The sequence below is a fragment of the Pseudoflavonifractor sp. SW1122 genome (genome assembly GCF_012027765.1).
Classification (GTDB): Bacteria; Bacillota; Clostridia; order Oscillospirales; family Oscillospiraceae; genus Enterenecus; species Enterenecus faecium.
In genome coordinates this window covers 25,909-51,871 of record NZ_SJOS01000004.1, presented here as the reverse complement: position 1 = coordinate 51,871, position 25,963 = coordinate 25,909, and the positions used below count along the sequence as shown (strand labels likewise).

The window sequence follows — 25,963 nt, the reverse complement described above, 5'->3', positions numbered from 1 at the left end:
AACATAAAATTTGGGACAAAATTAATTCGACTATTTTTTGATGCTTATTAACCCTTCTTTGCTCTGGAAAGTGCGATACAAATAAGTTAAACATAAGCCGAAATGGAGAAAGTGTTAAAACCACATTGTCCACACTATGACGGAGTCAAGTTCATTCCGGATACGTATAACGTGCCGGAAGAGGAACTGATATGCTGGAGTGAGACGTCTTTTTTGGCCCCTATTAAAGAAGCGGGTTATAAGAGATATATGGAAGTCTTCAAAAGCGTGTTCCCTGAGAAAAGCAAACAACTCTTACGATTTCATTAAGAAATACTGTGACTCTTATCTCGGAGACACTTCGCATATGCCCATTGTTCGTATCGTTCCCCATGATGCAGCCGGCCATTGCCCGTTGCTCGAAAATAATAAGTGCGTTGTACATGAGTGCAAGCCCGTGGTTTGCGCTATGTACCCGATCGGCAGAACCATCTGCATTGACACCTCGGTGAAGAATTCCAAGGATATGAATGTCAAGGATATCGAGTTTCTGTTTACTCATCCTATCCGCTGCGGCAAAACTGAGACGCATACGGTGAGAGAATGGCTGACACAGTTTGGCATTCCTATGAAGTTCGGGAAAGTAAGCAAAACAAAGGATTTGAATGAATATGACGATGTACGAATTGTTGGGAAAACTTTTCCCCACCATGAAGCCTCTGGATATGCCCAAGAAGTCCGAGAGCGCCGCTGTGGCCGCTCCTGCTGCCGCTGAGAAGGTGGAGGAGAAGATCGACTTCTCCAAGGTGGAGATCGAGCCTCTGTTCGCCGATTTCGTGGACTTTGAGACCTTCTCCAAGTCTGATTTCCGTGCCGTGAAGGTGCTCTCCTGCGAGGCCGTGAAGAAGTCCAAGAAGCTGCTGAAGTTCACTCTGGATGACGGAACCGGAACCGACCGTGTGATTCTGAGTGGAATCCATGAGTATTATGAGCCCGAGGAGCTGGGGGCAAGACCTGCATCGCCATCACCAACCTGCCTCCCCGTCCTATGATGGGCATCGATTCCTGCGGCATGCTGATTTCCGCTGTCCACCACGAGGAGGGCGTGGAGAAGCTGCATCTGCTGATGGTGGATGACCACATCCCCGCCGGCGCCAAGCTGTACTAAGCATCCCAACCGAATTTGAGATGTTAGAGAGCCCCGTGAACGATCTGGTTCACGGGGCTCTTGCCTGTGTATGGAGAACGGTGTATGATAGATGCACGTGTAGAGCGGAGGGATGATGTTTGAAGAGAGAATATGCAGAGGCATACGTCAGGTGGAGTGACACAAATGCGATTGACTTAGATTTGTTAAGTATACTTTCGGGACTCTATGGGATATTTTCATGCATCATTTTAGGCCTAGCCGCAATGGCCCATAGATTTGTACTACCATCCATTTTGTTCGCTCTGTTTTTAGCCCATTGCATCCTGACGGCGGCACTCAAACAGAAGTATCGAGAATTTACCTATTATCAGAAATTTTTAAATATCGGTGGAAGCGGACTATTTACCAGACTGATGTTTTTGCTAATGTCCTTGTCGTTTTTGGAGATTTCACAAATGTATGGGGACTGGTACTATCTGCTTGTCATAGGTGTGTGGTTGCTTGTCAATATTCTGGACTTCGGTACCGTATGGTGGCGCATCCAAAGCGGACGCTTTTATGCAGCACAAGAGCGAAAGAAGGAACAGGAGAAGCAGAAGAAAACACAGAGAAAGGATGTGCGTAGAGGTCCTGCAACGGCCATTTTCGGGATTGGAGGACTGGCTGGTATCTTGGGGATGAGTTTTGCTAAGACGTTCTTTTCCCATGTCAGCCAGGTGTTTGTAGTCAATTTCCTGGTTTGGTGTTCGCTTTTGATTGGCATGGTATTAGGTCTGGCAGGAAGCAATCTGTGGAAGGCCTACTATGTGAAGAAGTACGACATCCAGGGGAAGAGCATCCCCGCATACACGCCCAAGCCTGGTCAAAAGCAGACGGTGCTTCACAGCATTCTGCGTACCTTAGGAATCCTTGGGCGCATTCTTCTCGGTATAATTGCTTTTTCTGTGCTTGCGACCGTTGCTATGTATTTCTTCATGAGATGGCTGCCAGCGTGGTTGGGCCACAGATAAAGAAACCAAAGGACCAGCCTAAGAAATTTCTTAAGTTTTCGATTTACACTGGATTAATGGCGCGCCAAATGGTATGATGTCAAAGATAGGCTCAGCCGTTGTGCAGGAACGTTGAGGGGATGTGTCCCCATGATACCTGTGCACCAAAACACGGCGAACGTGTTGGAAATCTGACATACAAGGGAGTTTTTCTATGCTAGTATTGGAACTGTTGAAGTCTCTGTTCCTAGGCGTGGTGGAGGGCATCACGGAGTGGTTGCCCATCAGCTCTACGGGACACCTCATTTTGGTGGATGAGTTCATCAAGCTCAACGTCACCACGGAATTTATGGATATGTACCGCTATGTAATTCAACTGGGCGCTATTCTGGCGGTACTGCTGCTGTTTTTCCACCGGCTCAATCCATTTTCTCCCCGCAAGTCTGTCCGCCAGAAACGGGACACTTGGAACCTGTGGGGCAAGGTGGTGCTGGCCTGTATCCCCTCTGCGGTGGTGGGCCTGCCCTTGAACGACTGGATGGATGAGCACCTCATGACCCCCTGGGTGGTGGCCGCTGCTCTGATCATCTATGGCCTTGGGTTCCTCTATGTGGAGAACCTGCACCGGACCCCCTCTGTTCGCAGTACCGGAGACATCACCTGGAAGACCGCTTTACTTATCGGCCTGTTCCAGACCCTGTCCATCATCCCCGGTACCTCCCGTTCTGGAGCCACCATTCTGGGCGCCATTCTCATTGGCTGCGCCCGACCCGCCGCCGCTGAATTCTCCTTCTTCCTGGCCATCCCCACCATGGTGGGCGTGAGCATTCTGAAGCTGGGCAAGTTCTTTGCCGAGAAGCTGATGGCAGGAGAGCCCGTCTTCACCGGGGAAGAGGCCGCCATTCTGGCTGTGGGCTTTGTGGTGTCCTTTGTGGTGTCGGTGGTGTGCATCCGATTCCTCATGAACTTTGTGAAAAAACACGACTTCAAGATTTTTGGCTGGTATCGCATTGTGCTGGGCGCGCTGGTGCTGCTGTTCTTCGGCGTGCAGGCGCTTCTGGCCCACTGATTGGTACAAGAGAGACGGTTTCTCCCATGGGAGGAACCGTCTCTTGTCATTTGACTTTATTTCTGGAACTGTGGTATGATAAGGGCCAATTCCAGAGGCAGTGTGAGAGACGCCGCCCAAGAAGGCGAAAGTGGTGAAATTAGAATTGAATCCAAATCATGGGCTACAACCCAGAGAGGAGTCAAGAGAGAGTCACATGCAGCGCAATGGGCAGGGCGAGGCCCAGCAAGCGCTGCGGGAGTTGGTACGTCGCTACGGCACCAAAGTGCTGGGCGACCCCCAGATTGGCCAGCTGGCCCGGGCCAATCCGGCCCTGGCCCCCTATGGAGCGATGTTGGAGGCCTTTGCCAGAGCTGGCCTCTATGCAACATATCTGGACCATGTGGAACAGGGCAGGGAGAAGGACGCTGCTATCCGTGCAGCGGCGGACCTCCTGGCCCCCGCGTGCACGCCTCAGCGGGCTGCCGCAGAGTGGGTGTGCCGCGTCAACTGGCGGGTGGTGGAGCGCCGCCGTCCCGGTCCCAGCGCGCCCGCCCCACAGCAGCGCACCAAGCAGCGGCGGAGTGCACCGTCCCGGTCCATCTCCCTTCCGTCCTTCAAATTCAGAAGGTCTAAAAAGAAAAAAGAGGAGAAGGACGGGCATCCTCTGTGGGCCACGGTGCTGTGCATAGCACGAATGCTGTTGGGCCTGGGGCTGATGGCGGTGGTGCTGTACAAGAGCGGAGCGGTGTCTCTGCTGGCCCGGATGGACGAGAATTTGTGGCTTCGTCTGCCGGAAACGGTGCAGCAGTTTATCCTGCACGCCCCGCCCGTAGCCTGGGAGCGATGGCTGGTGGAGAGCTTGGCCCAGCGGCCACCCATGCTGGAGTTTGCAAAGCTGGTGTTGCGCCAAGCATGGTATCCCGCTGGAATCGCCTGCCTGATGCTGTGGGGCGGCTACCTGACGGTATTTGCCCCTCTGGCAGCCCATCAGGGCCAGGGGCTGATTCGGCAGATGTTGGGCGGGGCAGTGGCCCTGGTGGTGCTGGCCATGTTGTCTCTATTTGGCGTGTCGGCGCTCTATGCCATTGCCTTTCTATGGTGAGAACCCCAGCTACTTCTATCCTGATGAGAAGTCCGGTGCAGAACGCGACGTTCTGCGCCGGACTTTTGCTATCTTCATGTTTTGTAGTGGTAATATTTCCTGCACGATAGAAACCGATAGGGCGGAAGGAGGAGAAAAGAGAGAATATTTTTAGGGAAAATATAAAATTGTATAATAAAACCAATTGAGCAAAGTTGCCTGTGGGTATCCAGAGGGCTGGATTATATTTCTTTTTGGAAACAATCAAAGGGACATAACATGTGATGTACCGGAAATTGAGTGAAATCTACAAAATTGTATTGTTGGCTCCTCACAAATCTGTAAAAAATGTGCATTTTTCGTTGACTACAAATTTAGGAAGTTGTATGATGAAATCAATCTTATCACATAGGAGGGGCATATGAAAAAGCAAGTTCTTTCAATGTTGCTGGCGGCAGGTATGTTGTCCAGCTACGTGGCAGTTCCTGGCATGGTGCAGGCCAAAGCGGCTTCGCCAGAGGACAGCCTGGTGGCCAATTACCAGTTCAATGGTAACTGGCAAGATTCCGTCCATCCCGGCACCGTGGGTACTGGAGAAGGCTCCAGCCAGCCCACCCTTGTCACCGATGATACCCGGGGCGAGGTGATGAAGTCGGGCAGCGGGAAGAGCTGGGTCAAGACCGACAACCCGCTGTACGGCGAAGATTTGTCCGGGGGGTTCACGGTGAGCGCATGGATTGACGCCAACGCCGTGGACACCTGGCTGGGCATTTGGAGCTTCTCTTCCGGCACAGGCAACGCCGATGGATTCTATGGCATGTCCAGTAACGGCAGCATCTACTTCAACGACAATCCCGGCGCCGCCACCTATCAGGACATGAAGGAGTTTGGCGGTACCGTCACCAAGGACGGCGGCTGGGAGCATGTCACCGTGGTGATGGACAACCAGCAGATTCGCATGTATAAGGATGGGGCCCTGGTTAAGGAGCTGACTCCCTCCACCCAGGGCGTCAACCCGGGGAAGGGCACCGACTACATGCTGGACTTCGTCTCCACCACCCAGTTTATCTATCTGGGCACAGCCAGCCCCCACTACTGGAACTCTGGGGACTTCAAGATGGATGACTTCAAGGTCTATTCCAAGGCTCTCAGCGAGGACGAGGTACGCACCGAGTACCTGTCCGACGAGACCGAGGCCGCTGCCATTGTGGCGGGGGACAAGGCCGCTCTGACCGTGGCTGACATGGCCAGCATGGACCTGACCCTGCCCACCGTGGGCAGCAGTGGCTACACCACCATCTCCTGGGCCTCCAGCAATCCCGCTGTCATCGCCACCGATGGCACCGTAGTGCGCCCGGAGGAAGACACCCAGGTGACCCTCACCGCCACCATCTCCCTGGGTCAGGTGTCTGACACCAAGGAGTTTACCGTGACGGTGCCCAAGCAGGACCCCAATGGCGATCTGGCCATTTATCGGGACCAGCTGACTCTGGGCGCTGGCTATATTGCCGGAGACCTGGAGCTGCCCGACTCCATCGGGGCTGCCTCCATCACCTGGACCTCCAGCGATGAGGAGTTTGTCACGTCTGAGGGTAAAGTGACCCGCCCCCAGAACGGCAACGCCGCTGTGACCCTCACCGCCACCCTGAGCCTGGATGGGGCCGACGATGTGACCAAGGACGTCAAGCTGGTGGTGCTGGAGCAGGGCGCGGACATTGCCTCCTATGTGAGCAATGACCCCGATCTGTCCACCGATGGCCTGCGTGGCCAGACCGGCGGCATGAAGGTTGCTCAGGAGGAGGCAGACGGCACCTTTACCGCTCTGCACAAGGACCAGCCCATCCTATACACCACCCTGGGGGCCAAGGCCTATGTGTCTCCCGTGCTGCTGCGCAAGGCAGATGGAGACCGCTTTGCCATGATCGCCGGGGATGGCGGCAACAACTCCACCATCCTGGTGTACGACTCGGACGACCTCATCGACTACACCAACGAGCGCACGGTGTCCCTGCCCGGCGTGTCCAGCATCGCCAAGCTGGCGTGCGTGTACGATTTGACCGCAGAGGAATACCTTTTGTATGTAGAGGATAAGGCTGGGACCGTGTACCAGTACACCTCCAAGGATTTGTCTGTGTTTGAAAAGGCGGATAGTACAAATTATACCTTCTCCAGCCTGTCTGGTGTGCCCTCTGACGCTGTGTGGGCCACCTCTATCCCCCTGACCCAGGCGGAGTATGACAAGCTCACTGCCAAGTACTCCAACCCCTACAACACCTCCATCACCCCGGTGACCCAGGAGGTGACCGTGGAGGAGAACGGCGATGCCCAGCAGGCTCTGGATGAGGCTGTGGGTGAGCTGATCGCTCAGTACTCCAACGGGGAAGAGCGCACCTACGATGTGCGCTGGAACACCTCCGACCTGGACAAGGTGGACACCAGCCGTCCCGGCGTGGAGTACACCATCCGGGGCACCATCGGCGGCAGTGCCTACTACACCGACGCCCAGGACCCCCTCATTGAGGAGCGGGCAGACCCCAGCATCACCTACGACGAGGAGCGGGACCTGTACTACTTCACCGCCTCCTATCCCGTCAACGGCAAGGACGGGGCGGACGGCTATGACCGCCTGGTCATCCGTGTGGCGGACACCATCGAGGGTCTGGCCGACACCCAGGAGTATGTGATCTGGGACGAGAGCGAGAGCAACGGGTTCGGCCAGTTCATCTGGGCCCCTGAGCTGCACAAGATCGGCGACTCCTGGTACTTCCTGAGCACCGCCGCCCGGGTGGAGAGCGGGTACAGCTTCGATCTGCGCCCCTTCCTGCTCAAGTGCAACAACGCCGATGACATCACCAACCCCGACAGCTGGGGCGAGCCGCAGCGCATCAACCTCAAGGCCGGGGATACCACCGCCCTCAACGCCATGTCTCTGGACATGACCTACTTTGAGGTGGGGGACAAAGCCTACTACGCCTGGGCCGACTTTACCCGCAATGCGGACAACCCCAACGGCGTGTCCAGCATCTACATTGCCAGCGTGGACCCCGCCAACCCCACCCAGCTGACCAGCAACTGCTCGGTTATCTCGGTGCCGGAGTACTACTGGGAGCTCCAGCGCTACACCGTCAATGAGGGCCCCTCGGTGCTCCAGAACAATGGCACGGTGTACATGGCCTTCTCCGCCTCTGGCACCGGTGCGGAGTACTGCATCGGCCTGCTCACCGCCGATGCCTCCAGCGATCTGCTGAACCCCGACTCCTGGACCAAGACCCCCTATCCCATCATGACCAGCGGCGACTTCAACGACGAGCTGTGCGGCCCTGGCCACAACTCCTTTACCGTGGATGAGGACGGCAACCCCGTCATCGTCTACCACGCCCGCAACGCCGCCGAGCACGCCAACCACAGCGGCGACCCCCTGTACGACGCCTGCCGCCACGCCTACGTCAAGCCCGTGTTCTTTGATTCCGAGGGCGTGCCTGTGCTGAACATGTCCGATGAGGAGTTTGTGAAGGGCGGCTCTGAGATCACCGTGACCCTGAAGGTGGCCGGCGAGGCCCAGGAGGCCCAGCCCGTGCTGGAGTACAGCTTTGACGAGGATTGCAACGGCGAGACCGCCAAGGACAGCGTGGGCGACAACGATGCCAACCTGGAGGGCGGCGCTGTGTACGCCCAGGACCCCGACTACGGCCAGGTGCTCTACTTGGACGGCGACAGCAGCGACGGCTGGGGCGGCAATGACAGCTATCTGGCCTTCCCCGAGGGCTTCTTCGACGGCATGGACAGCGTCACCATCTCCATGGACGTCAAGGAAGTGACCCGCTGGGGCAACTTCTTCACCTTTACCATTGGTCAGGACAACCAGAAGTACCTGTTCCTGAAGACCATGCCCACCAACCTGAAGCTGGCTATCACCACTGGTAGCTATAGCACCGAGCAGATTGCCTCCTGGAGCGGCGCCTATCCCGACAACAGCCGCACTTGGATCAACCTCAAGCTGGTGGTGACCCGAGACAGCATCAGCATCTACCGGGACGGTGAGCTGGTGGCAGAGAAGCAGAACACCGGCATCAGCATCTCCGATCTGGGCGACAACCTGAAGGCCTATCTGGGCAAGTCCTTCTATGGGGAGGACCTGTACTTCCGTGGCTACTTCGACAACGTGAAGGTATTCGACTATGCCATGTCTGAGTGGGAGGTCAAGACCTCTTATGAGCAGGACGAGGCGGACCGTCTGGCCATGCTGGAGGACGTGCAGCGGGTGGCCGAGACCTTTACCATCCCCAACGCCGACGACATCCGGGGCAACATCACCCTGCCCCAGGAGCAGGACGGCGTGAGCATCACCTGGACTTCCTCCAACGAGGACGTCATCAGCACCGCTGTGGTGGAAAACGAGAACTACGACGCCACCCCCGCTGGTGTGGTCACCCGCGGGGAGAAGGACCAGACCGTCACCCTCACCGCTGTGTTCTCCAAGGAGGGCCAGACTTCCGTGACCAAGACCTATGACGTGGTGGTCAAGGCCAAGGCGGAAGCCGTCACCGAGGACGACTATGTGGGCTACCTGTTTGTCCACTTCACTGGCAACGAGGCCGCTGCCTCCCACGAGCAGACCTACTTCTCCATCAGCGAGGACGGCCTGAACTGGACCGACCTGAACAACAACCAGGCGGTGCTCACCAGCAACATCGGTGAGAGCGGCCTGCGGGACCACTTCATCGCCCGCGCGCCCGAGGGCGACAAGTACTACATGATCGCCACCGACCTGAGCATCTACCACAACGGCGGCAACTGGCCCGGCGCTGGCGGCAGCGGCAGCCACGGCATTGTGGTGTGGGAGTCCACCGACCTGGTGAACTGGAGCGAGCCTTGGATTGCCGAGATCGCCCCCGAGAACGCCGGATGCACCTGGGCCCCGGAGTTCATCTACGATGATACTACCGGTGAGTATGTGGTGTACTGGTCCGCCACCTCCATTGAGCTGGACGAGGAGGGCAACATCGCCCAGGAGTATGAGAATCACGCCATCTACTACAGCAAGACCCGTGATTTCCGCACCTTCACCGATCCCGTGCTCTACCACGCCGGTGGCACCGATGCCAACGGCAAGCGCATCAAGGTCATCGACTCCACCATGATCGAGAGCGATGGCAAGTACTACCGCTACACCAAGAACGAGAGCCGGGGCATCATCGAGATTGACGTGGCCGACTCTGTGCTGGGCACCTTCACTCCCATTGAGTCTGTGGACTTGAGCAGCAATCTGCCCGCCGCTCAGGGAGCTGTGGAAGGTCCTATCATCTTCAAGCTCAATGAGAAGAATGCAGAGGGTGAGGACCAGTGGTGCCTGATGGTGGACCGCTTCGCCAGAGGCCAGGGCTACTATCCTCTGATTACCACTGATTTGTCCTCCGGGGAGTTCACCATGCTGGACGACAGCCAGTACTCCATGCCCAGCAAGTACCGCCACGGCTACGTGATGCCCCTCACCGCCAAGGAGTATGACGCTCTGCAGCGCGCCTACGGCTCTGAGGACTATGTGAGCACCTACCTGCTGGAGCAGACCCTTGAGGCCGCCAAGAGCATCGACATGGACGCCCTGTCCCAGGACAGCGCCCAGGCTCTGGCTCAGGCCATTGCCGCCGCGGAGGAGGCTCTGACCACCGTTCAGACCACCCACGAGGCGGACGCCGCTGCCCAGGCCCTGCAAGAGGTCATGGACAACCTGACCTATCAGGAGGACGTGGTGCTGGAGTCCATCCAGGTCACCGCCCCCAACAAGACCGAGTACACCCAGGGCGAGGAGTTGGACCTCACCGGTATGACCGTTACCGCCGTGTACAGCGACGGCACCAATCAGGATGTCACTGCCCAGGCCAGCGTCACCGGATATGACAAGGACCAGGTGGGTGCACAAACCATCACCGTCAGCTACACCGAGGACACCATCACCGTCACCGATACCTTTGTCGTCACTGTGACAGAGGTGGAGCAGCCCAGCAATGTGGACAAGACCCTGCTGGAGAAGACCATTGCCTATGCAGAGAAGCTGGACACCACCGGGGTCACCGACTCCGCCGTGGCTGTCTTCCAGAAGGCGCTGGCTGAGGCAAAGGCCGTGATGGCCGACACCGATGCCACCCAGGAGCAGGTGAACACCGCTTGGGACAACCTGCTGGAAGGTATCTGGGGTCTGGGCCTTGTCCAGGGCGACAAGACCCTGCTGGAGCAGCTCATCACCAAGGCCGACGGCATGATGGCTGAGGCCGACAAGTATGTGGAGGCTTACTGGCAGCAGCTGGTGGACGCTCTGGCCGCTGCCAAGGATGTGGCCGCTGACGGCGATGCCATGGACGAGGACATCCAGCCTGTGGCGGAGGCTCTGTTGGACGCCATCCTGGCCCAACGCTTCAAGGCGGACAAGTCCATCCTGGAAGGCCTCATCGGCCAGGCCGAGGGCATGGACCTGACCGGATACACCGCCGAGTCTGTGGCCACCTTCCGCACGGCCTTGGTCACTGCCCAGGCTGTGATGGCGGATGCCACCCTGTCTGAGGAGGACCAGAAGACCGTGGACGAGGCCGTGGCCGCCCTTACCGCTGCTATGAACGGCCTCACCGCCCAGGGCGAGACTCAGCCCTCGGACAAGCCCGAGACCACCGACCAGCCCCAGGCTACCCAGAAGCCCGACTCTGAGGGCGGAAGCGTTCAGACCGGGGACCAGGCCAATGTGGTGCTGCCCGCAGTAGTGGCTCTGCTGGCTCTGGTAGGACTGATGTTTGTGGTCAGCTTTGGAACAAAGAAACGGGGGTAAAGACAGCATATGAAACAAAAACGGTTTGTGGCGGCTGCCACGGCAATGCTTATGTGCATTGCCGTGGGCGGCTACGCCGCCGTGGCAGGGCAAGAGACCCAGCCCCAGGTGAAAGTCCTGGACAAGAGTGTGTCCGGCAATCCCATGCTGGGCTTTGATGAAAACGGCGACGTGCTGTACGGCGGCGACCCCTCCATTTTGGTGGACGGGGACACCGTATACTGCTACGTAGGCCACGACACCTCCACCGGTGAGTACTATCACATGCCGGACTGGCGGTGCTACTCCTCCACTGATATGGAGAACTGGACCTATGAGGGAGAGATCCTCAACGCTGCTGACATTGCTTGGGCGGCGGATGACGTGTCCGCCTGGGCCTCTCAGGTGGACAAGGGCAGCGACGGCAAGTATTATCTGTACTACTGCACCGAGGCCGACCGGGCCAACGGCGGCGGTAAGTCCATCGGCGTGGCGGTGGCCGACCAGGCCACAGGCCCCTTTGTGGACATTGGCCACCCCCTGGTGCGCAACATCGACACCCCCAACGGCCCCCACACCTGGGAGGACATCGACCCCACCATCTGGATGGAGACGGATGAGAACGGAGTGGAGCACCGGTATCTGGGCTGGGGCAACAACCGCTTCTTCGTCTGTGAGCTCAACGAGGACATGGTCTCCATCCTGGACCGGGACGGCGACCCCGCCCACCTCTCCGTGGGCTACTACTCGGAGGACGGCACCCCCAATGACATCGTCATTGGCAAGATGAACGGCATCGAGATCTTCAACGACCAGGACAAGTTTGAGGGCCACAGCTACACCGAGGCCCCCTACTACTACCGGCAGCAGGACGAAAACGGCAACTATTTTGGCCCCTACTACATGTTCTTTGCCACCGATTGGCGGGAGCAGATGGCCTATGCCACCACCGATGACATTATGACCAACGAGTGGGAGTTTGGCGGCATCCTCATGGAGCCCTCTGCCACAGGCAACACCAACCACATGGCAGTCTTTGACTTCCAGGGTCAGACCTATTTTGTCTACCACGACGGCAGTCTGCCCCACGGCAGCGGCTTCCGCCGGGTGGCCTGTGTGGAGAAAATGGAGATCAATGCCGATGGCACCATCGACCCCATCGCCAAGACCGCTGTAGGCCTCACCGGCACGGTGAGCACCATCACCGACTACACCGGGGCCTATGTGGCCAACGAGCCCTTTGAAAACTCCCTGTCCGACTCCTTCTACCCCATCACCGACTGGAGCACCGCCAGCCTCACCGCCCGGGGCAGCAAGGACATTCTGGTGGACTTCTTCCAGACCGGCACCGAGAAGGAGTGGGAAATCAACCCCGGCAAGGCGGACAAGAGTGTGGAGGAGTACGTCTCCATTGAGTCCAACAACAAGCCGGGCCTGTACCTCACCGCCGGGGACAGCTCCGGGGACACCATCCCTGTGGTGCTGGCCCAGGACGCCGGTGGCACCCAGGACGAGGCTCTGCGCATGACCTTCCGCACCCTGGAGGGTTTTGCCGGAAAGGGCGTGAGCTTTGAGAGCGTGAAGTACCCCGGTTACTATCTGGTCAGCCGGGACGGCGATCTGCTGCTGGCCCAGGACGTGGGGGATGAGGAGGCCACCTTCTTTGTCTCCACCGAGGACACCGCCGCCACCAGCCAGCCTGCCGACGTGCAGAAGACCACCCGGATGTACACGGTGGGGGAGACCCTGAACACCGACGACATCCGCATCCTGCTCCAGACGGGGGACGGCCAGTATGTGACGGTGGACACCTATGCCACCAATGCCTCTGAGGTGGACATGAGCACCACAGGCAAGAAGGAGCTGCGGGTCACCTACGAGTACGCAGGCAGGCAATATGAGGCCTCCATCACCATCACCGTGGTGGACCAGGACTACCGCTGAGAGGAGGAAGACAGGGATATGAAACACAATAAATTCATCTCTGCCCTGTTGGCCGGGGCCATGGTGTTTACCAGCACCTCGTTGCCGGGTTACCTCCAGGCCAGCGCCCAGGGCGTGGCTCTGGAGGACGGACTGGTGGCCGCCTATTCCTTTGACGGCGAAACCCTCGCCGATGAAAGGGGGGGCAGCGGTGCCTCCGCCATCGTGACGGGGCTCAATGCCTACAGCGGCGCCCCCGTCTATGAAGCGGGTAAGGAGGGCAAGGCCCTCCGGCTGGGGGACTACGGCTTGAAGCTGAACCGGGAGGACCTGGGGGACAACTTCACCGTGTCCCTGTGGCTGAACTGGGACGGCTCGGTGGTGTATAACCAGAGCGTCCTCTTCCTGGGCTATCATAACCCGGAGAAGTGGCTGGCTGTGGGCGGAACAGAACACGACGGCCTGACCAACAGCCGTTTCTGGGCCAACGGCAACGGCTATTCCTGGACCACACTGGGCAGTGCCGACCTCAGCGGGGGCTGGCACCAGCTGACCCTGGTGGGCTCCTCCGGCGGCGTGGCCGCCTACCTGGACGGGGAACTGTGCGGGTCTGGGACCAGCAACGGACCCCTCACCGGGGCAGACCAGGACATCTATGTGGGTGTCAACAACTGGGACGAGGAGTTTACCGGGCTGGTGGACGAGGTGAAGGTGTACGACCGCACCCTCAGTGAGGCGGAGATCTACCGTCTCTATGACAGTGAGACCTCCACCGAAACCCTGTTGGACCAGACTGGCATCACCGCCACCTCCAGCTTGAGCATGGTGGTGGGGCGCACCCAGTCCATTGAGGTCTCCATGCACCCGGTGGTGGCAGCAGCTGTCCCCACCGTCATCTATGAGACCAGCGATGACACCGTGGCCCAGGTTTCCCAGGACGGCGTGGTTACCGCGGTGGCCTCCGGCAACGCCGTCATCACCACCACCGTGACCCTGGGCTCTGTCACCAAGACCGCCCAGACCAACGTGACGGTGGGCGGCACCCTGGATGACCGCCTGGTGGCCTCTTTCGACTTTGAGAACACCCTGGACAACGGAGTGGAGGGCGGCACCGATGCCCAAGCCCTGGGGTACAAGCTGGGCAGCTACACCGGAGAAGTGAGCTATGAGCAGGGCCGGGACGGCCAGGCGGTCCGCCTGGGCGATTACGGTCTGAAGCTCAACCAGCAGGATATGGGGGAGGAATACACCGTGTCCTTCTGGGTGAAAAACCATTCCGCGCTGGCGGAAAACCAGGTGCTGCTCCTCCTGGGCTATCACGACCCGGAGAACTGGATGGCCCTGTCCGGCAGCCAGAGCAACACCTCCAAGCTGAAGTTCTGGGGCAATGGCGGCGGATTTAGCTGGACCACGCTGGCCACCACCTCCGTGCCCGCCGACACCTGGCACCAGATCACCATCACCGGCACCCAGGGCCAGGCCACCCTGTATCGGGACGGCGTGAGCCTGGGTACCGTCCAGAGCAACAACCCCCTGACTGGGTCCAATGCGGACATCTACCTGGGCGTGAACAACTGGGACGCCCTGTTTGACGGCCTGGTGGATGAGGTCCGGGTGTACAACATCGCCCTGTCCCAGGAGGAAGTGCAGGAGCAGGCCATGGATGAGTTCCAGGCTATGTTCCAGCAGAGTGTGGAGGGGACCCTTGAGGCTGCCCAGCTGCTGGGGGACAACGACAGCGCCCAGAATGTGCGCTATGACCTGACCCTGCCCCAGACTGCCGGAGGCATGGATGTGACCTGGACCAGCAGCAATCCCGACGTCATCGCCACGGACGGAACTGTGACCAGCCCGGAGGTGGACACCGACGTGTCCCTCACGGCAGTGTTCCAGAACGGCCTGCTGCGCTATGAGGTGAGCTTTGACTTCACCGTCACTGCCTTTGACCGTTCCCAGCTGGACACTCTGCTGGAGCAGGCACGTGCGGTGGACACCACATTGCTCACCCTGGAGAGCGCCCAGCGTCTGGCTCAGGCCGTTGAGGCTGCGGAGGGTGTGGAGAACACCTTTGCAGCGGTGGACCAGGCGGTCCGGACCCTGCGCTTTACCCTGGACCACCTCTACTACCGGGATGAGGCGGTGAACCCCTTCGCCTTCATCCAGGAGGCAGAGGCCCAGGTGGAGCTGGAGGCAGGGAAGACCGCCCAGGTGTTCACCCTTCCCGACAGCGTCAAGGACTATGTCACCGTGACCTATACATCTGAAAATGAGGACGTGGCCACGTATCAGGACGGCGTGGTGACCGTAGCGGGCTCTGGAAAGACCATTGTCACTGCCACCGTCACCGCCAAGTATGACGGCTTCCAGATGGCCTATTCCACTGCTGTGGAGGTGCTGGGTCAGCCGGAGCCCACTCCCGAGCCCGGCGATGTGGACAAGACTCTGTTGGAGAAGACCATCGCCTATGCCGAGACCCTGTCCACCGACGGTGTCACCGACTCCGCCGTGGCCGCCTTCCAAAAGGCTCTGACCGAGGCTAAGGCCGTGATGGCTGACGAGAACGCCGACCAGGCCCAGGTGAACGCCGCTTGGGACAACCTGCTGGAGGGCATCTGGGGTCTGGGCCTCACCCAGGGCGACAAGACCCTGCTGGAGCAGCTCATCACCAAGGCCGACGGCATGATGGCTGAGGCCGACAAGTATGTGGAGACTTACTGGCAGCAGCTGGTGGACGCTCTGGCCGCTGCCAAGGATGTGGCCGCCGACGGCGATGCCATGGACGAGGACATCCAGCCTGTGGCGGAGGCTCTGTTGGACGCCATCCTGGCCCAACGCTTCAAGGCGGACAAGTCCATCCTGGAAGACCTCATCGGCAAGGCTGAGGGCATGGACCTCTCCGGCTACACCGCCGAGTCCGTGGCCACCTTCCGCACGGCCTTGGTCAATGCCCAGGCTGTGATGGCGGATGCCACCCTGTCTGAGGACGACCAGAAGACCGTGGATGAGGCTGTGGCCGCCCTCACCGCTGCCATGAACGGCCTCACCGCCGAGGGCGAGACTCAGCCTTCGGACCAGCCGGAGTGCTCTCAGAACCCTGAGACCACCGACCAGCCCCAGGCTACCCAGAAGCCGGAGAACGTGCCTCAGACGGGCGACTCCGCTCAGCTGATGGGATATGTGGCCGCTCTGGCCACTGCCGCGATGGCGCTGGGCGCTGTCGCCGTGGTGCGTCGTCGCCGCCGCAACTGAATCTATTTAGGATGAGAAAACAGCCGAAATAAGAAAAAGGGATGCGCCGCAAACCTGTCAGGTTTGCAGCGCATCCCTTTTTGTCTGATTGTGCAGGAAGGAAACTTACCCTTCATGGATGGGGGCGGGTGTGCTATAATAAACGGTATCTGTGTGTGGAACCCTTGCGAGAAAGAGAGGAACAAGATGAACGAGAGAAAGCGCCCCCTGTGGCTGTTTTTTACCTATCTCAGACAGGGAAAAGGACACCTGGCCCTGTATCTCCTGTTGGCGCCCCTCAACGCTCTGGTGGAGATCGGCTTGGCGGCGGCTATGGCCTCTGCTGTGGACTATGCCATGTCCGGCCAAGTGCAGGACATGGGGCGGTATGTGGGCCTTTACGCCCTCTATGTGCTGCTGGGCTTCGGGGTGGGCTACGGCGTGAAACGGGCCCGGATTTTGCTGTTGGGCCGGGTGATTGCCGCCTTGAAGCAGGACGTCTATGAGCATGTGATGTATCTGCCCTATCCCAAGTTTCGGGAGAACAATTCCGCGGAGTACCTGGCGGAGCTGACCAGCAACATGGAGATCGTCCGGGAGTCCTATTTCACCGCTCTGTTGCGCCTCTATCCCGAGGTGTTAAAGTTTGTGGTGGCCACCGTGGCCATGATATGGCTGAGCCCCTGGTTGGGGATATACGTACTGCTGCTGGCAGGACTACAGATGGTGGTGCCCGCTATTTTCTCCAAGAAAATCACAGAGAAGGGGCGGTATTACGCTCAGTGCAATGAGGGGTATATGGTCACCGCTAAAGAGGACCTGCTGTCCTATGAGACCTCTATGCTGTATCAGATTTTGGGCTTTCTCACCGGGCGGCACCGGAAGAAGAGCGTGGAAACCGAGCGGGCCCGCAGCGACTCCAAACTGATCAACGCCATGTCCTATGAGGTGTCCTTTGCCATCGGCAACGTGATGTACCTGGGCATCTACGTCATCGGCGCCTTTCTCACCCTCACCGGACACCTGGGTGTGCCTGCCATCATTGCCGCTGCCCAGCTGATGGTGTACATTGCCTCTCCGCTGACCACCATCAGCGGGGACATTGCCGAGCTGAAATCGGCCCTGAAGGTGGTGGGGCAGTATGTGCAGCTGGTGACAGGGCCTCAGCGTCCCCAAGGGGGTCTCCAACCCGGCCCCTTTGCCCACAGCCTGTCCCTGGACCACGTCACCTTCTCCTATGGGGATCGCACGCTGCTCAGCGGCCAGAGCTACGCCTTTGAAAAGGGGAAGAAGTACATCATCCACGGGGAGTCTGGCTGCGGAAAATCCACCCTGCTGAAACTCTTGCAGCGGCTGCTGCCGCCCCAGGCCGGGGCTGTGACCCTGGACGGGGTGGAGGTGGAGCAGGTGGACCGGACAGCCTATGCCGCCAAACTGTGCTGTATTCCCCAAGAGCCATTCCTCTTTGATGACACCATCCTGGAAAACGTGCGGCTCTACCGGGATTACACCCAGGAGCAGGTGATGGAGGCTTTGGACAAAGCGGGGCTTGCCCAAATGGTGGCCCGGCTGCCCCAGGGGGTCCACACCCCCATCGGGGAGAACGCCTCCTTCCTCTCCGGCGGAGAAAAGCAGCGGCTGGCCATTGCCCGGGCCCTGCTCTCCAACCCGGAGATTTTGCTGGTGGACGAGGGCACCTCCCACTTGGACCCGGCCACCGCCCAGGAGATTGAGACACTGATTTTCTCCATCCCTCACCTGACGGTGATTGCCGTGTCCCATATCCTCCACCCCTCCACGGTGGAGATGGCCCACAAGATGCTCCATCTCCACGGGGGCATGCTGGAGGAAGAACCCATACCATGAAAGAAGGGAACATCCATGAGAATTTTAATGCTGGGAAACAGCTTTACCTTTTTTAACGATATGCCGGACATGCTGGCTGAGCTCACTGGGGCGGAGGTGGTAGCCCACACCCGAGGTGGGGCGCGCCTGTCCGAGCAGCTCAACCCCAACACCCGGATGGGGGCCGCCACCCAGGCGGCGCTGCGGGAGGAGAAATGGGACTATGTGGTACTCCAGGAGATGAGCAACGGCCCCATCACCAGTCCGGCGTCCTTTTTCAGCAGCGTCACCCGCCTGTGTGAGCAGATTCGGGCCAATGGAGCGGTACCGGTGCTCTACGCCACCTGGGCCTATCAGCGGGGCGGGGCGAAGCTCCGGGCCTTTGGCATGGACTACGACCAGATGTACCAGCAGCTCCACCAGGCCTACGCCCAGGCGGCCCAGGACACCGGGGCGTTGATGGCGGATGTGGGTACCCGGTTTTACCAGCTGGCGGACCAACAGGAGCTGTACGCCCAGGACAGCTACCACCCCAGTGAGGCTGGCTCCCACCTGGCCGCCCAGGTGCTGGCCCAGACCATCCAGCGGGGGAGCGAAGACGTATGAAATTCATCCATCTGTCCGACTTGCACCTGGGAAAGCGGGTCAACGAGTATTCCATGCTGGAGGACCAGCAGTATATTTTGAAAGAAATTATACGTATTGTAGAGGATGAACAGCCTCAGGGGGTGCTCATCGCCGGGGACGTGTACGACAAGTCGGTACCCACAGCGGAGGCAGTGGCCCTGCTGGATGACTTCCTGGTCCAGCTGTCCCGGCGGGGGCTCCAGGTCTATCTCATCAGCGGCAACCATGACTCCCCGGAACGCATGGCCTTTGGCGGGCGGCTGATGGAGCAAAGCGGCATCCACATCGCCCCGGTGTACAACGGCACGGCGGCGGTGTATACCCTCGTCGATGAGTATGGCCCGGTGCACATCTATCTGCTCCCCTTTGTCAAGCCCGCCCATGTGCGGCGATACTTCCCGGACCAGGAGATTGCCAGCTACACCGACGCGGTCACCACCGCCATCCAGGCCATGGAGGTGGACTGGAGGGAGCGGAACATCCTGGTGACCCACCAGTTTGTCACCGGGGCTACCCGGTGCGACTCGGAAGAGGTATCGGTGGGAGGCACCGACCAGGTGGATGTGTCCGCCTTTGACCCCTTCGACTACGTGGCCCTGGGCCACCTCCACGGGCCCCAGACGGTGGGGCGGGAGACGGTGCGCTACTGTGGTACCCCTCTGAAATACTCCTTTTCCGAGGCGGGACACCACAAGTCTGTGACGGTGGTGGAGCTGGGGGAGAAGGGAAATGTGGCGGTGCGCACCGTGCCCCTCACCCCGCTGCGGGACCTGGTGGAGCTGCGGGGCAGCTATGAGCAGCTCACCCTCCGGGACTTCTACCAGGGCACCCGCTATCCCCAGGACTATGTCCATATCACCCTCACCGACGAGGAGGACATCCCCGACGGAATGGCCAAGCTGCGGATCATATATCCCCACTTGATGAAGCTGGACTATGACAATTGCCGCACCCGGGCAGAGCATTCCATTGAGATGGAGGAAGACCAGGAGAAGAAGTCCCCGCTGGAACTGCTGGACCAGTTTTACGCCCTGCAAAACGGGCAGCCCATGGGGGAGGAGCAGCGGACCTTTGCCCAGAAATTGATGGAATCCATTTGGGAGGGTGAGAGATGAGACCATTACACTTGACCTTGTCCGCCTTCGGCCCTTACGCCGGGCAGATGGAGATTCCCCTGGAGCAGCTGGGGGAGCGGGGGCTGTACCTCATCACCGGGGACAACGGGGCGGGGAAGACCACCCTCTTTGATGCCATCACCTATGCGTTGTACGGAGAGCCCAGCGGGGACAACCGGGACCCCTCCATGTTCCGCTCCAAGTACGCCCAGCCGGACACCCCCACCTGGGTGGAGCTGGTGTTCTCCTACGGCGGGCAGACCTACACGGTCCGGCGTTCCCCGGAGTATGAGCGCCCCGCCAAGCGAGGGGGCGGCACCACCCTCCAGCGGGCGGAGGCGGAGCTGCACCTCCCTGACGGCCGCCTGGTCACCAAGACCCGGGAGGTTACCGGGGAGATCGTGAACATCATCGGACTGGACCGCAGCCAGTTTGCCCAGATTGCCATGATCGCTCAGGGCGACTTTCTCAAGCTGCTGCTGGCAGATACCCGCAGCAGACAGGAGATTTTTCGCAAGCTCTTTCCCACCCGAGGGTACATGGTGTTCCAGGAAAAGGTGAAAAGTGAGAGCGGCGCATTACAGAGGGAGTGTGAGGCGGCTCGAGCCAGCGTCAAACAGTACATCGACGGGGTGCTCTGCCCCCAGGAGGACCCGATGTACCCCCAGTGGGAGCGGGCCTGGGCGGGAGAGCTGCCCATCCAGGAGACGGTGGAACTTCTGGAGGCCCTCTTGGAGCAGGACCGGGAGCGGGACACCCAGTGCAGTGAGGAGCTGGAACAGCTGGACGGAGAGTGGAAGGCTGTCACCGCCCTGTTGGCTAAGGCGGAGGAGCTGGAAAAGGCCCAAAGCCAGCTGGAAGAGGCCCAAGCCCGGCGGAAGACCTGTGCCGCCCAGTGGGAGGCGGCGCAACAGCAGCTGGAGGCCCAGACGGCACAGGCACCACAGTTGGAAGGCCTGCGGGCTCAGTTGGCGGACCTGGAAGCGGAGTTGCCCCGGTATCAGGAGCTGGAGCAGCTGCGCCAGAATCTTACGGCTCAAACCCAGAGCATCCGACAACAGAGCACCTGGCTGGAGGAGCAGGAGAACGAGCAGCGGCGGCGGGAAAAGGAGCTGGAACTCTGGCGGCAGGAGCGGACGGGCCTGGAAGAGGCAGGAGCCCAGCGGGAGCGGCTGCTGGGACAGCAGACCCGGGCCCAGGAACAGAGCCAGCGTCTGGAGGAATTAAGCACCCTGCTGGCAGGATGCCGTCAGGCCCGTGCGAACTTGGAGAGTGCCCAGAAACGCTATGGTGTGGCCCGGCAGAAGGCTCAGGCGGCCCAGGAGGACTATACCGGGAAAAATCAGGCCTTTTTGGACGAGCAAGCTGGGGTTCTGGCCCAGGACCTGGCAGAGGGCCAGCCCTGTCCCGTGTGTGGGTCCCTGACCCACCCCACCCCTGCCCAACTCTCCCCGGGGGCACCCACGGAGGAGGAGCTGAACCGGGCCAAGCAGGCCTGGGAGACGGCCCAGCAGACCGCCAGCACCTGGAGTGTGGAGGCGGGAAAGGCCCGTACAGCTCTGGAGGAGCGGGAGCAGCGTCTGCGCAGTCAAATGGCCCACGTGCTGCCAGAGCAGGGGGCAGACCAGCCTTTGGACCAGGTGGCCCAATCCATCCAGGAGGCCCAGGGTGAAGCTCAGGAGGCATTGGCCCAGGTGAAGGGACAACTGCGCCAGGTGGAGGCTGCCTTGGCGCGCAAGCGACAGCTGGACACCCAAATCCCCCAGCAGGAGCAGCGGCTGGGGGAGCTGGAGCAGGCCATGTCCTCCGCTCGGGAGCAGCTGGCAGGAGCAAACAGCCGGCGGGAAGAGCTGGAGGGGCAGATTCACACCCTGGAAGGGCAGCTGCGCTACCCTCAGGCGGAACAGGCCAGACAGGAGCAGAGTGACCTGAAAGGGAAGCTCCAGCGGCTGGAGGAGGCTCAAACTCAGGCTCAGCGGCGGGCCAATGCCGCCCAACTGGCCCTGACGGGGGCAGAGGAGGCGGTGAAGCAGCTGACCCACCTGGTGGAGCAGAGCCAGCCGGTGGACTTGGTGGCCCAGCGGGCCCGCAGCCAGGAGCTGACCCTGCGGCGTGCCCAGTTGACTGCTGTTCAGCGGGAGCTCCACACCCGCCTTACTACCAACCGCACTGCCTTGGAACAAATCCAGGGAAAGACCGCCCAGCTCACCCAGCTGGAGCAGCGGTACACCTGGGTACGTGTGCTCTCCAACACCGTCAACGGCACCTTGCCCGGGAAGGAGAAAATTGCCTTGGAGACCTATGTGCAGATGACCTTCTTTGACCGCATCCTCCGCCGAGCTAACCTGCGGCTGCTGGTGATGACTGGGGGCCAATATGAGCTAAAGCGCCGCCGGGAGGCGGCGGGCAGCCGGGGCCAGAGCGGCTTGGAGATGGACGTCATCGACCACTACAACGGCACCCAGCGCAGCGTCAAGTCCCTGTCCGGGGGCGAGTCCTTCCAGGCCTCGTTGGCTTTGGCCCTGGGGCTGTCCGATGAAATCCAGTCCTCCGCAGGGGGTATCCGCCTGGATACCATGTTCGTGGACGAGGGCTTCGGCTCCCTAGACGAGGAATCCCTGAGCAAGGCCATGGGGGCGCTGGGAGATTTGGCCCAGGGCAACCGCCTGGTGGGCATCATCTCCCATGTGTCCGAGCTCAAGGAGAAAATCGACAAACAGATCGTGGTGCGCAAGGACCGCACTGGCGGCAGCCGGGTGGAGATTATGGTGTGACACAGCATTGAAATTTGCCTATAGTTATGGTATGGTAAATACGTTCAATTTTACCACAGGGAAAGAAGGGTACACATGAAGTGGTTGTATCGAATCATCTGCGCCATCCTCATTGTTGTGATGGCGGTGTCAGGGTATAAGATTTGGAGCATCATGTCGGAGTACAAGGAGGGCGAGGACGCCTACGGAGAGCTGGAGCAGTTTGTGAGCATCCCCAGCGAGCTGCCTGTGCTTCCCTCCGAGTCTGGCGAGGAAGAAAACCCGGATGGCACTCCGGCCCCCCAGGCTACCGAGAATTTGAATCAGTTCCCGGTGGTGGATTTTAATTCCTTGAAGGGGATTAACCCGGACGTGATGGCCTGGATTTACATCCCCGGCACCCATGTCAACTATCCTGTGGTGCAGGGTTCGGACAATGAGTACTACCTCAACCGCCTGTTCACCGGTAAGTGGAACAGTGCGGGCGCCATTTTCATGGACTACCGCAACGAGGCAGACCTCACCGACCCCCATACCATCATCTACGGCCACCAGATGAACAACAAGACCATGTTCAACGACCTGCGCCACTATGCCGACCAGAGCTTCTATGAGGAGCACACGGTGGGCTACCTGATGACCCCCGACCAGACCTATCTGCTGCAATTCTTCTCCGGCTATGTCAGCAGCGTGGACACCAACGCCTGGCAGCTGAACTTCACCGAGGAGGGCAGCTTTACCAGCTGGCTGGAGGATATCCAGGGCCGTTCTGCCTTTACCACCGATGTGCAGCTGCGGGAGGAGGACCGGATTGTCACCCTGTCCACCTGTAGTTCCGCCTTCGAGAATGCTCGTTTTGTCCTGCATGCCCGTTTGGTGCCTGCTGAGGTCAACGGATAACAAATGCCCCGAGAGCTTCAAGTCTCTCGGGGCATTTTTGTAATTATTGGACCGTCTGGGCCGAGGAGCCGAAGCAGATGCGGCGGATGGGAGGGAGGACCACCTTCTGAACGGGACCCATGACGGTCCCCACGCCCACGGCGCTCACAATGGTGCCCACAAAGACCAGGCTGGTGGGATAGCCTGTAATACCCTGATTGAGCTGAATCATACCCATAAATACCAGAGACAGCACCAGAGCGATGACCACGGTGGCGGTGTCCACCACCACCTTGACCTGGCGGAAGGTCTTGTCCTTCACGGCTTGGGTGATGGCTAGGGTCATGCCCTCCATGGGCATGTTGATGAGATCGGTGGCCACATAGGCGGACACCCCAATGGCGATGAGCACCAGGCTGATGAGCATCATCACCACGCGCCCCGCCACAGTGGGCAGACAAAAGCCGCCCATAAGAAAGTTAGTGAAGTCCACGAAAAAGCCGAAGATGGTGGAGAAAATCAGCTGTGTCAGGTCAATGAGGCGAAATTCCCGCCGCTTGATGAGAATCTGAGCCACAATAAACAGGGAGAAAATGAGGATCACACAGGTGCCCATCTCGATGTTGGTGATGGCGCTGAGTACGGCGGGAATGGAGTTCACCGGCGACATTCCCAGGTTGGAGTTGGCCGCGAAGGTGACCCCAAAGGCCATGACAAATAGGCCCAGCACATAAAATAAAATCCGACAGCAAAATTTTCGTCCGTCCATATAATATGAAGTCTCCTTTTTTAGGCAGGAAGGAAACCACGGAAAACCAGATGGTTTTCCGCGGTTTCTCCCAATAAGCCGGTGATTATGATACTTAATTATACGCATACGCCTGAGAGGACCTGGAATCAATACATAATTTGCATCATGCAAGATATAGGGTGATTGAAAAATGCGGGGAGATTCCAAAAAGGGGTTGAAATTTCTCAAGGTTATTTGTACAATGTAGGGGATCGCCTGCGAAGAAGCGAGTGCGGGCGAAAAAGAAAGGGAAACCGTCAGAGTTTCCCAATCAGAAACGGGGAGGGCGAGAACCATGAAGCAACGATGTGAACTCGTTGGCCCGTGTTTGAACAGATCTGCGCAAAGGCATACCGGAAGAGGGCTCTGACGGTATGCCTTTCCTATGGAATGGAGAGGTGTGGAACATGAGAGGCAGAGGGCGGCGGAGACGGGTGGTCAATTCCACCAGAGTCATCGCCTTATCGTTTGCTGGAGTCATTCTGATGGGAGCACTGTTATTGATGCTCCCCATTTCGTCTCGGTCTGGGGTGAGCTGTGGGCCCATCACGGCCCTGTTCACCGCCACGTCCGCCACCTGTGTGACGGGCCTGATCGTGGTGGACACGCTGACGCAATTTACCTTATTTGGACAAGTTGTCATCTTGGCCCTGATTCAGTTGGGCGGCCTGGGCTTTATGAGTGTGATTTTCCTGTTGGCCAGCCTGGTGAAAAAGCGCATGTCCTTGAGTCAGCGGCTGATGATGGTGTCCGCCTTTAACCTCAACGACATGCATGACGTGGCCCGATTGGTGGGAGGAGCCTTCCGCCTGACCTTCCTGGTGGAGGGCATGGGCGCCATTGTGCTCACGGCGTGTTTCTGGCCCCGCTATGGACTGGGGGCCATTTGGAAGGGCGTGTTCACCGCCGTGTCCGCCTTTTGTAATGCGGGCTTTGACCTGTTGGGCCCCGACGGCTTGGGCAGCCTGTCCACCTATTCCGACAATCCGGTGGTGCTGCTCACAGTGGCCTGCCTGATTGTGTGCGGCGGCCTGGGCTTTTTTGTGTGGGAGGAGATCATACACAAGAAGTCCTTCCACCGCCTGTCCCTGTACAGCCAGATGGTGATTGTCATCACGGCATCCCTCATTGTGGGCGGCATGCTGTTTTTCCTGCTGGTGGAGCATGACAACCCTGAGACGCTGGGGGGAATGCCCTGGTGGCAGCAGGGGCTCAACGCCCTGTTCCAGTCCATCACCCTGCGTACCGCCGGTTTTTTGAGCATTTCCCAGGGCGGACTGCGAGAGGTGTCCCAGTTTGTGTGTGTCCTCTTCATGCTGGTGGGCGGCTCTGCCGGGTCCACCGCTGGTGGTATTAAGACCGTGACCTTGGGCGTGCTGGTGCTGGCCATGCGGGCCGGGCTCCACGGCCGCAGCGAAGTGACCATCCGGGGCCGCACCATCCCCCTGACCAAGGTGCTCTCCGCCGTGACCTTGGTGCTGGTGGTGTCTGTGATGTTCCTGTTCTCCTCCATCACCATCTCGGTGGTGGACGAGGTGCCTTATCTGTCTGCCGCCTTTGAGACAGCCTCTGCTCTGGGCACGGTGGGTCTGACCACCGGAATCACCCCAACCCTGTCCACCTTCTCCCACCTGTTGCTGGTGGCGATGATGTACTTGGGCCGTGTGGGTGTGCTCTCTCTGTCCGTGGCATTCTTGACCCAGGGTGGGCGGCAGAGCCGCATTAGCTATCCGGAAAGTGACGTTATGATCGGTTAA

At 59.4% G+C, this 25,963-nt stretch carries 13 protein-coding genes and 1 pseudogene; 13 read left to right on the top strand and 1 reads right to left on the bottom strand.

Annotated elements, in window-relative coordinates; genetic code table 11:
• Positions 1 to 677: 677 nt before the first annotated feature.
• The 12 genes and pseudogenes from E0L15_RS01920 to srtB form a co-directional block, all read left to right on the top strand.
• Positions 678 to 1,147, top strand: a pseudogene (locus E0L15_RS01920) (lysine--tRNA ligase); the annotation flags it as partial.
• 119 nt (positions 1,148 to 1,266) lie between these two features.
• Positions 1,267 to 2,139, top strand: coding sequence for a hypothetical protein (locus tag E0L15_RS01915; RefSeq protein WP_168124376.1), 873 nt, complete (start codon positions 1,267 to 1,269; stop codon positions 2,137 to 2,139).
• 193 nt (positions 2,140 to 2,332) lie between these two features.
• Positions 2,333 to 3,187, top strand: coding sequence for an undecaprenyl-diphosphate phosphatase (locus E0L15_RS01910; RefSeq protein WP_087229391.1), 855 nt, complete (start codon positions 2,333 to 2,335; stop codon positions 3,185 to 3,187).
• A 196-nt stretch (positions 3,188 to 3,383) separates the two neighbouring features.
• Positions 3,384 to 4,271 carry a hypothetical protein gene (locus E0L15_RS01905; protein ID WP_168124375.1) on the top strand — a complete coding sequence of 296 codons (888 nt, stop codon included), beginning with the start codon at positions 3,384 to 3,386 and terminating at the stop codon, positions 4,269 to 4,271.
• Positions 4,272 to 4,671: 400 nt separating this feature from the next.
• Positions 4,672 to 11,067: a family 43 glycosylhydrolase gene (locus tag E0L15_RS01900; RefSeq protein ID WP_168124374.1), complete on the top strand. Its 6,396-nt coding sequence runs from the start codon at positions 4,672 to 4,674 to the stop codon at positions 11,065 to 11,067.
• 9 nt (positions 11,068 to 11,076) lie between these two features.
• Positions 11,077 to 12,990 carry a family 43 glycosylhydrolase gene (locus E0L15_RS01895; RefSeq protein WP_168124373.1) on the top strand — a complete coding sequence of 638 codons (1,914 nt, stop codon included), beginning with the start codon at positions 11,077 to 11,079 and terminating at the stop codon, positions 12,988 to 12,990.
• Positions 12,991 to 13,008: 18 nt separating this feature from the next.
• The gene (locus E0L15_RS01890) at positions 13,009 to 16,218 is read left to right on the top strand and encodes a LamG-like jellyroll fold domain-containing protein (RefSeq protein WP_168124372.1); all 3,210 of its coding nucleotides are present in this window, start codon (positions 13,009 to 13,011) and stop codon (positions 16,216 to 16,218) included.
• A 186-nt stretch (positions 16,219 to 16,404) separates the two neighbouring features.
• The gene (locus E0L15_RS01885; RefSeq protein WP_168124371.1) at positions 16,405 to 18,063 is read left to right on the top strand and encodes an ABC transporter ATP-binding protein; all 1,659 of its coding nucleotides are present in this window, start codon (positions 16,405 to 16,407) and stop codon (positions 18,061 to 18,063) included.
• A gap of 15 nt (positions 18,064 to 18,078) precedes the next feature.
• The gene (locus tag E0L15_RS01880) at positions 18,079 to 18,648 is read left to right on the top strand and encodes a DUF4886 domain-containing protein (RefSeq protein ID WP_168124370.1); all 570 of its coding nucleotides are present in this window, start codon (positions 18,079 to 18,081) and stop codon (positions 18,646 to 18,648) included.
• Positions 18,645 to 19,784: an exonuclease SbcCD subunit D gene (locus E0L15_RS01875; protein ID WP_168124369.1), complete on the top strand. Its 1,140-nt coding sequence runs from the start codon at positions 18,645 to 18,647 to the stop codon at positions 19,782 to 19,784. The genes E0L15_RS01880 and E0L15_RS01875 overlap by 4 nt, the downstream gene beginning before the upstream one ends.
• Entirely contained in the window at positions 19,781 to 22,558 is a 2,778-nt protein-coding gene (locus E0L15_RS01870) for an SMC family ATPase (protein ID WP_168124368.1), read from the top strand. The genes E0L15_RS01875 and E0L15_RS01870 overlap by 4 nt, the downstream gene beginning before the upstream one ends.
• Positions 22,559 to 22,633: 75 nt before the next feature.
• Positions 22,634 to 23,437: a class B sortase gene (gene srtB, locus E0L15_RS01865; protein ID WP_087229419.1), complete on the top strand. Its 804-nt coding sequence runs from the start codon at positions 22,634 to 22,636 to the stop codon at positions 23,435 to 23,437.
• A 43-nt stretch (positions 23,438 to 23,480) separates the two neighbouring features.
• Here srtB and E0L15_RS01860 read toward each other — a convergent pair whose 3' ends face one another.
• Positions 23,481 to 24,185: a hypothetical protein gene (locus E0L15_RS01860; protein ID WP_168124367.1), complete on the bottom strand. Its 705-nt coding sequence runs from the start codon at positions 24,183 to 24,185 to the stop codon at positions 23,481 to 23,483.
• Between the two features lie 506 nt (positions 24,186 to 24,691).
• On the opposite strand from E0L15_RS01860, the gene E0L15_RS01855 reads away from it, so the two are divergent.
• Positions 24,692 to 25,963 (top strand): potassium transporter TrkG, encoded by a 1,272-nt coding sequence (locus tag E0L15_RS01855; RefSeq protein ID WP_243155353.1) that lies wholly within the window; start codon positions 24,692 to 24,694, stop codon positions 25,961 to 25,963.

Excerpts from the sequence above, each read along its gene's own strand:
- E0L15_RS01910 (WP_087229391.1), top strand. The coding sequence starts at position 2,333 with ATGCTAGTATTGGAACTGTTGAAGTCTCTGTTCCTAGGCGTGGTGGAG.
- E0L15_RS01905 (WP_168124375.1), top strand. The coding sequence starts at position 3,384 with ATGCAGCGCAATGGGCAGGGCGAGGCCCAGCAAGCGCTGCGGGAGTTG.
- E0L15_RS01900 (WP_168124374.1), top strand. The coding sequence starts at position 4,672 with ATGAAAAAGCAAGTTCTTTCAATGTTGCTGGCGGCAGGTATGTTGTCC.
- E0L15_RS01895 (WP_168124373.1), top strand. The coding sequence starts at position 11,077 with ATGAAACAAAAACGGTTTGTGGCGGCTGCCACGGCAATGCTTATGTGC.
- E0L15_RS01890 (WP_168124372.1), top strand. The coding sequence starts at position 13,009 with ATGAAACACAATAAATTCATCTCTGCCCTGTTGGCCGGGGCCATGGTG.
- E0L15_RS01885 (WP_168124371.1), top strand. The coding sequence starts at position 16,405 with ATGAACGAGAGAAAGCGCCCCCTGTGGCTGTTTTTTACCTATCTCAGA.
- E0L15_RS01880 (WP_168124370.1), top strand. The coding sequence starts at position 18,079 with ATGAGAATTTTAATGCTGGGAAACAGCTTTACCTTTTTTAACGATATG.
- E0L15_RS01875 (WP_168124369.1), top strand. The coding sequence starts at position 18,645 with ATGAAATTCATCCATCTGTCCGACTTGCACCTGGGAAAGCGGGTCAAC.
- E0L15_RS01870 (WP_168124368.1), top strand. The coding sequence starts at position 19,781 with ATGAGACCATTACACTTGACCTTGTCCGCCTTCGGCCCTTACGCCGGG.
- srtB (WP_087229419.1), top strand. The coding sequence starts at position 22,634 with ATGAAGTGGTTGTATCGAATCATCTGCGCCATCCTCATTGTTGTGATG.
- E0L15_RS01860 (WP_168124367.1), bottom strand. The coding sequence starts at position 24,185 with ATGGACGGACGAAAATTTTGCTGTCGGATTTTATTTTATGTGCTGGGC.
- E0L15_RS01855 (WP_243155353.1), top strand. The coding sequence starts at position 24,692 with ATGGGAGCACTGTTATTGATGCTCCCCATTTCGTCTCGGTCTGGGGTG.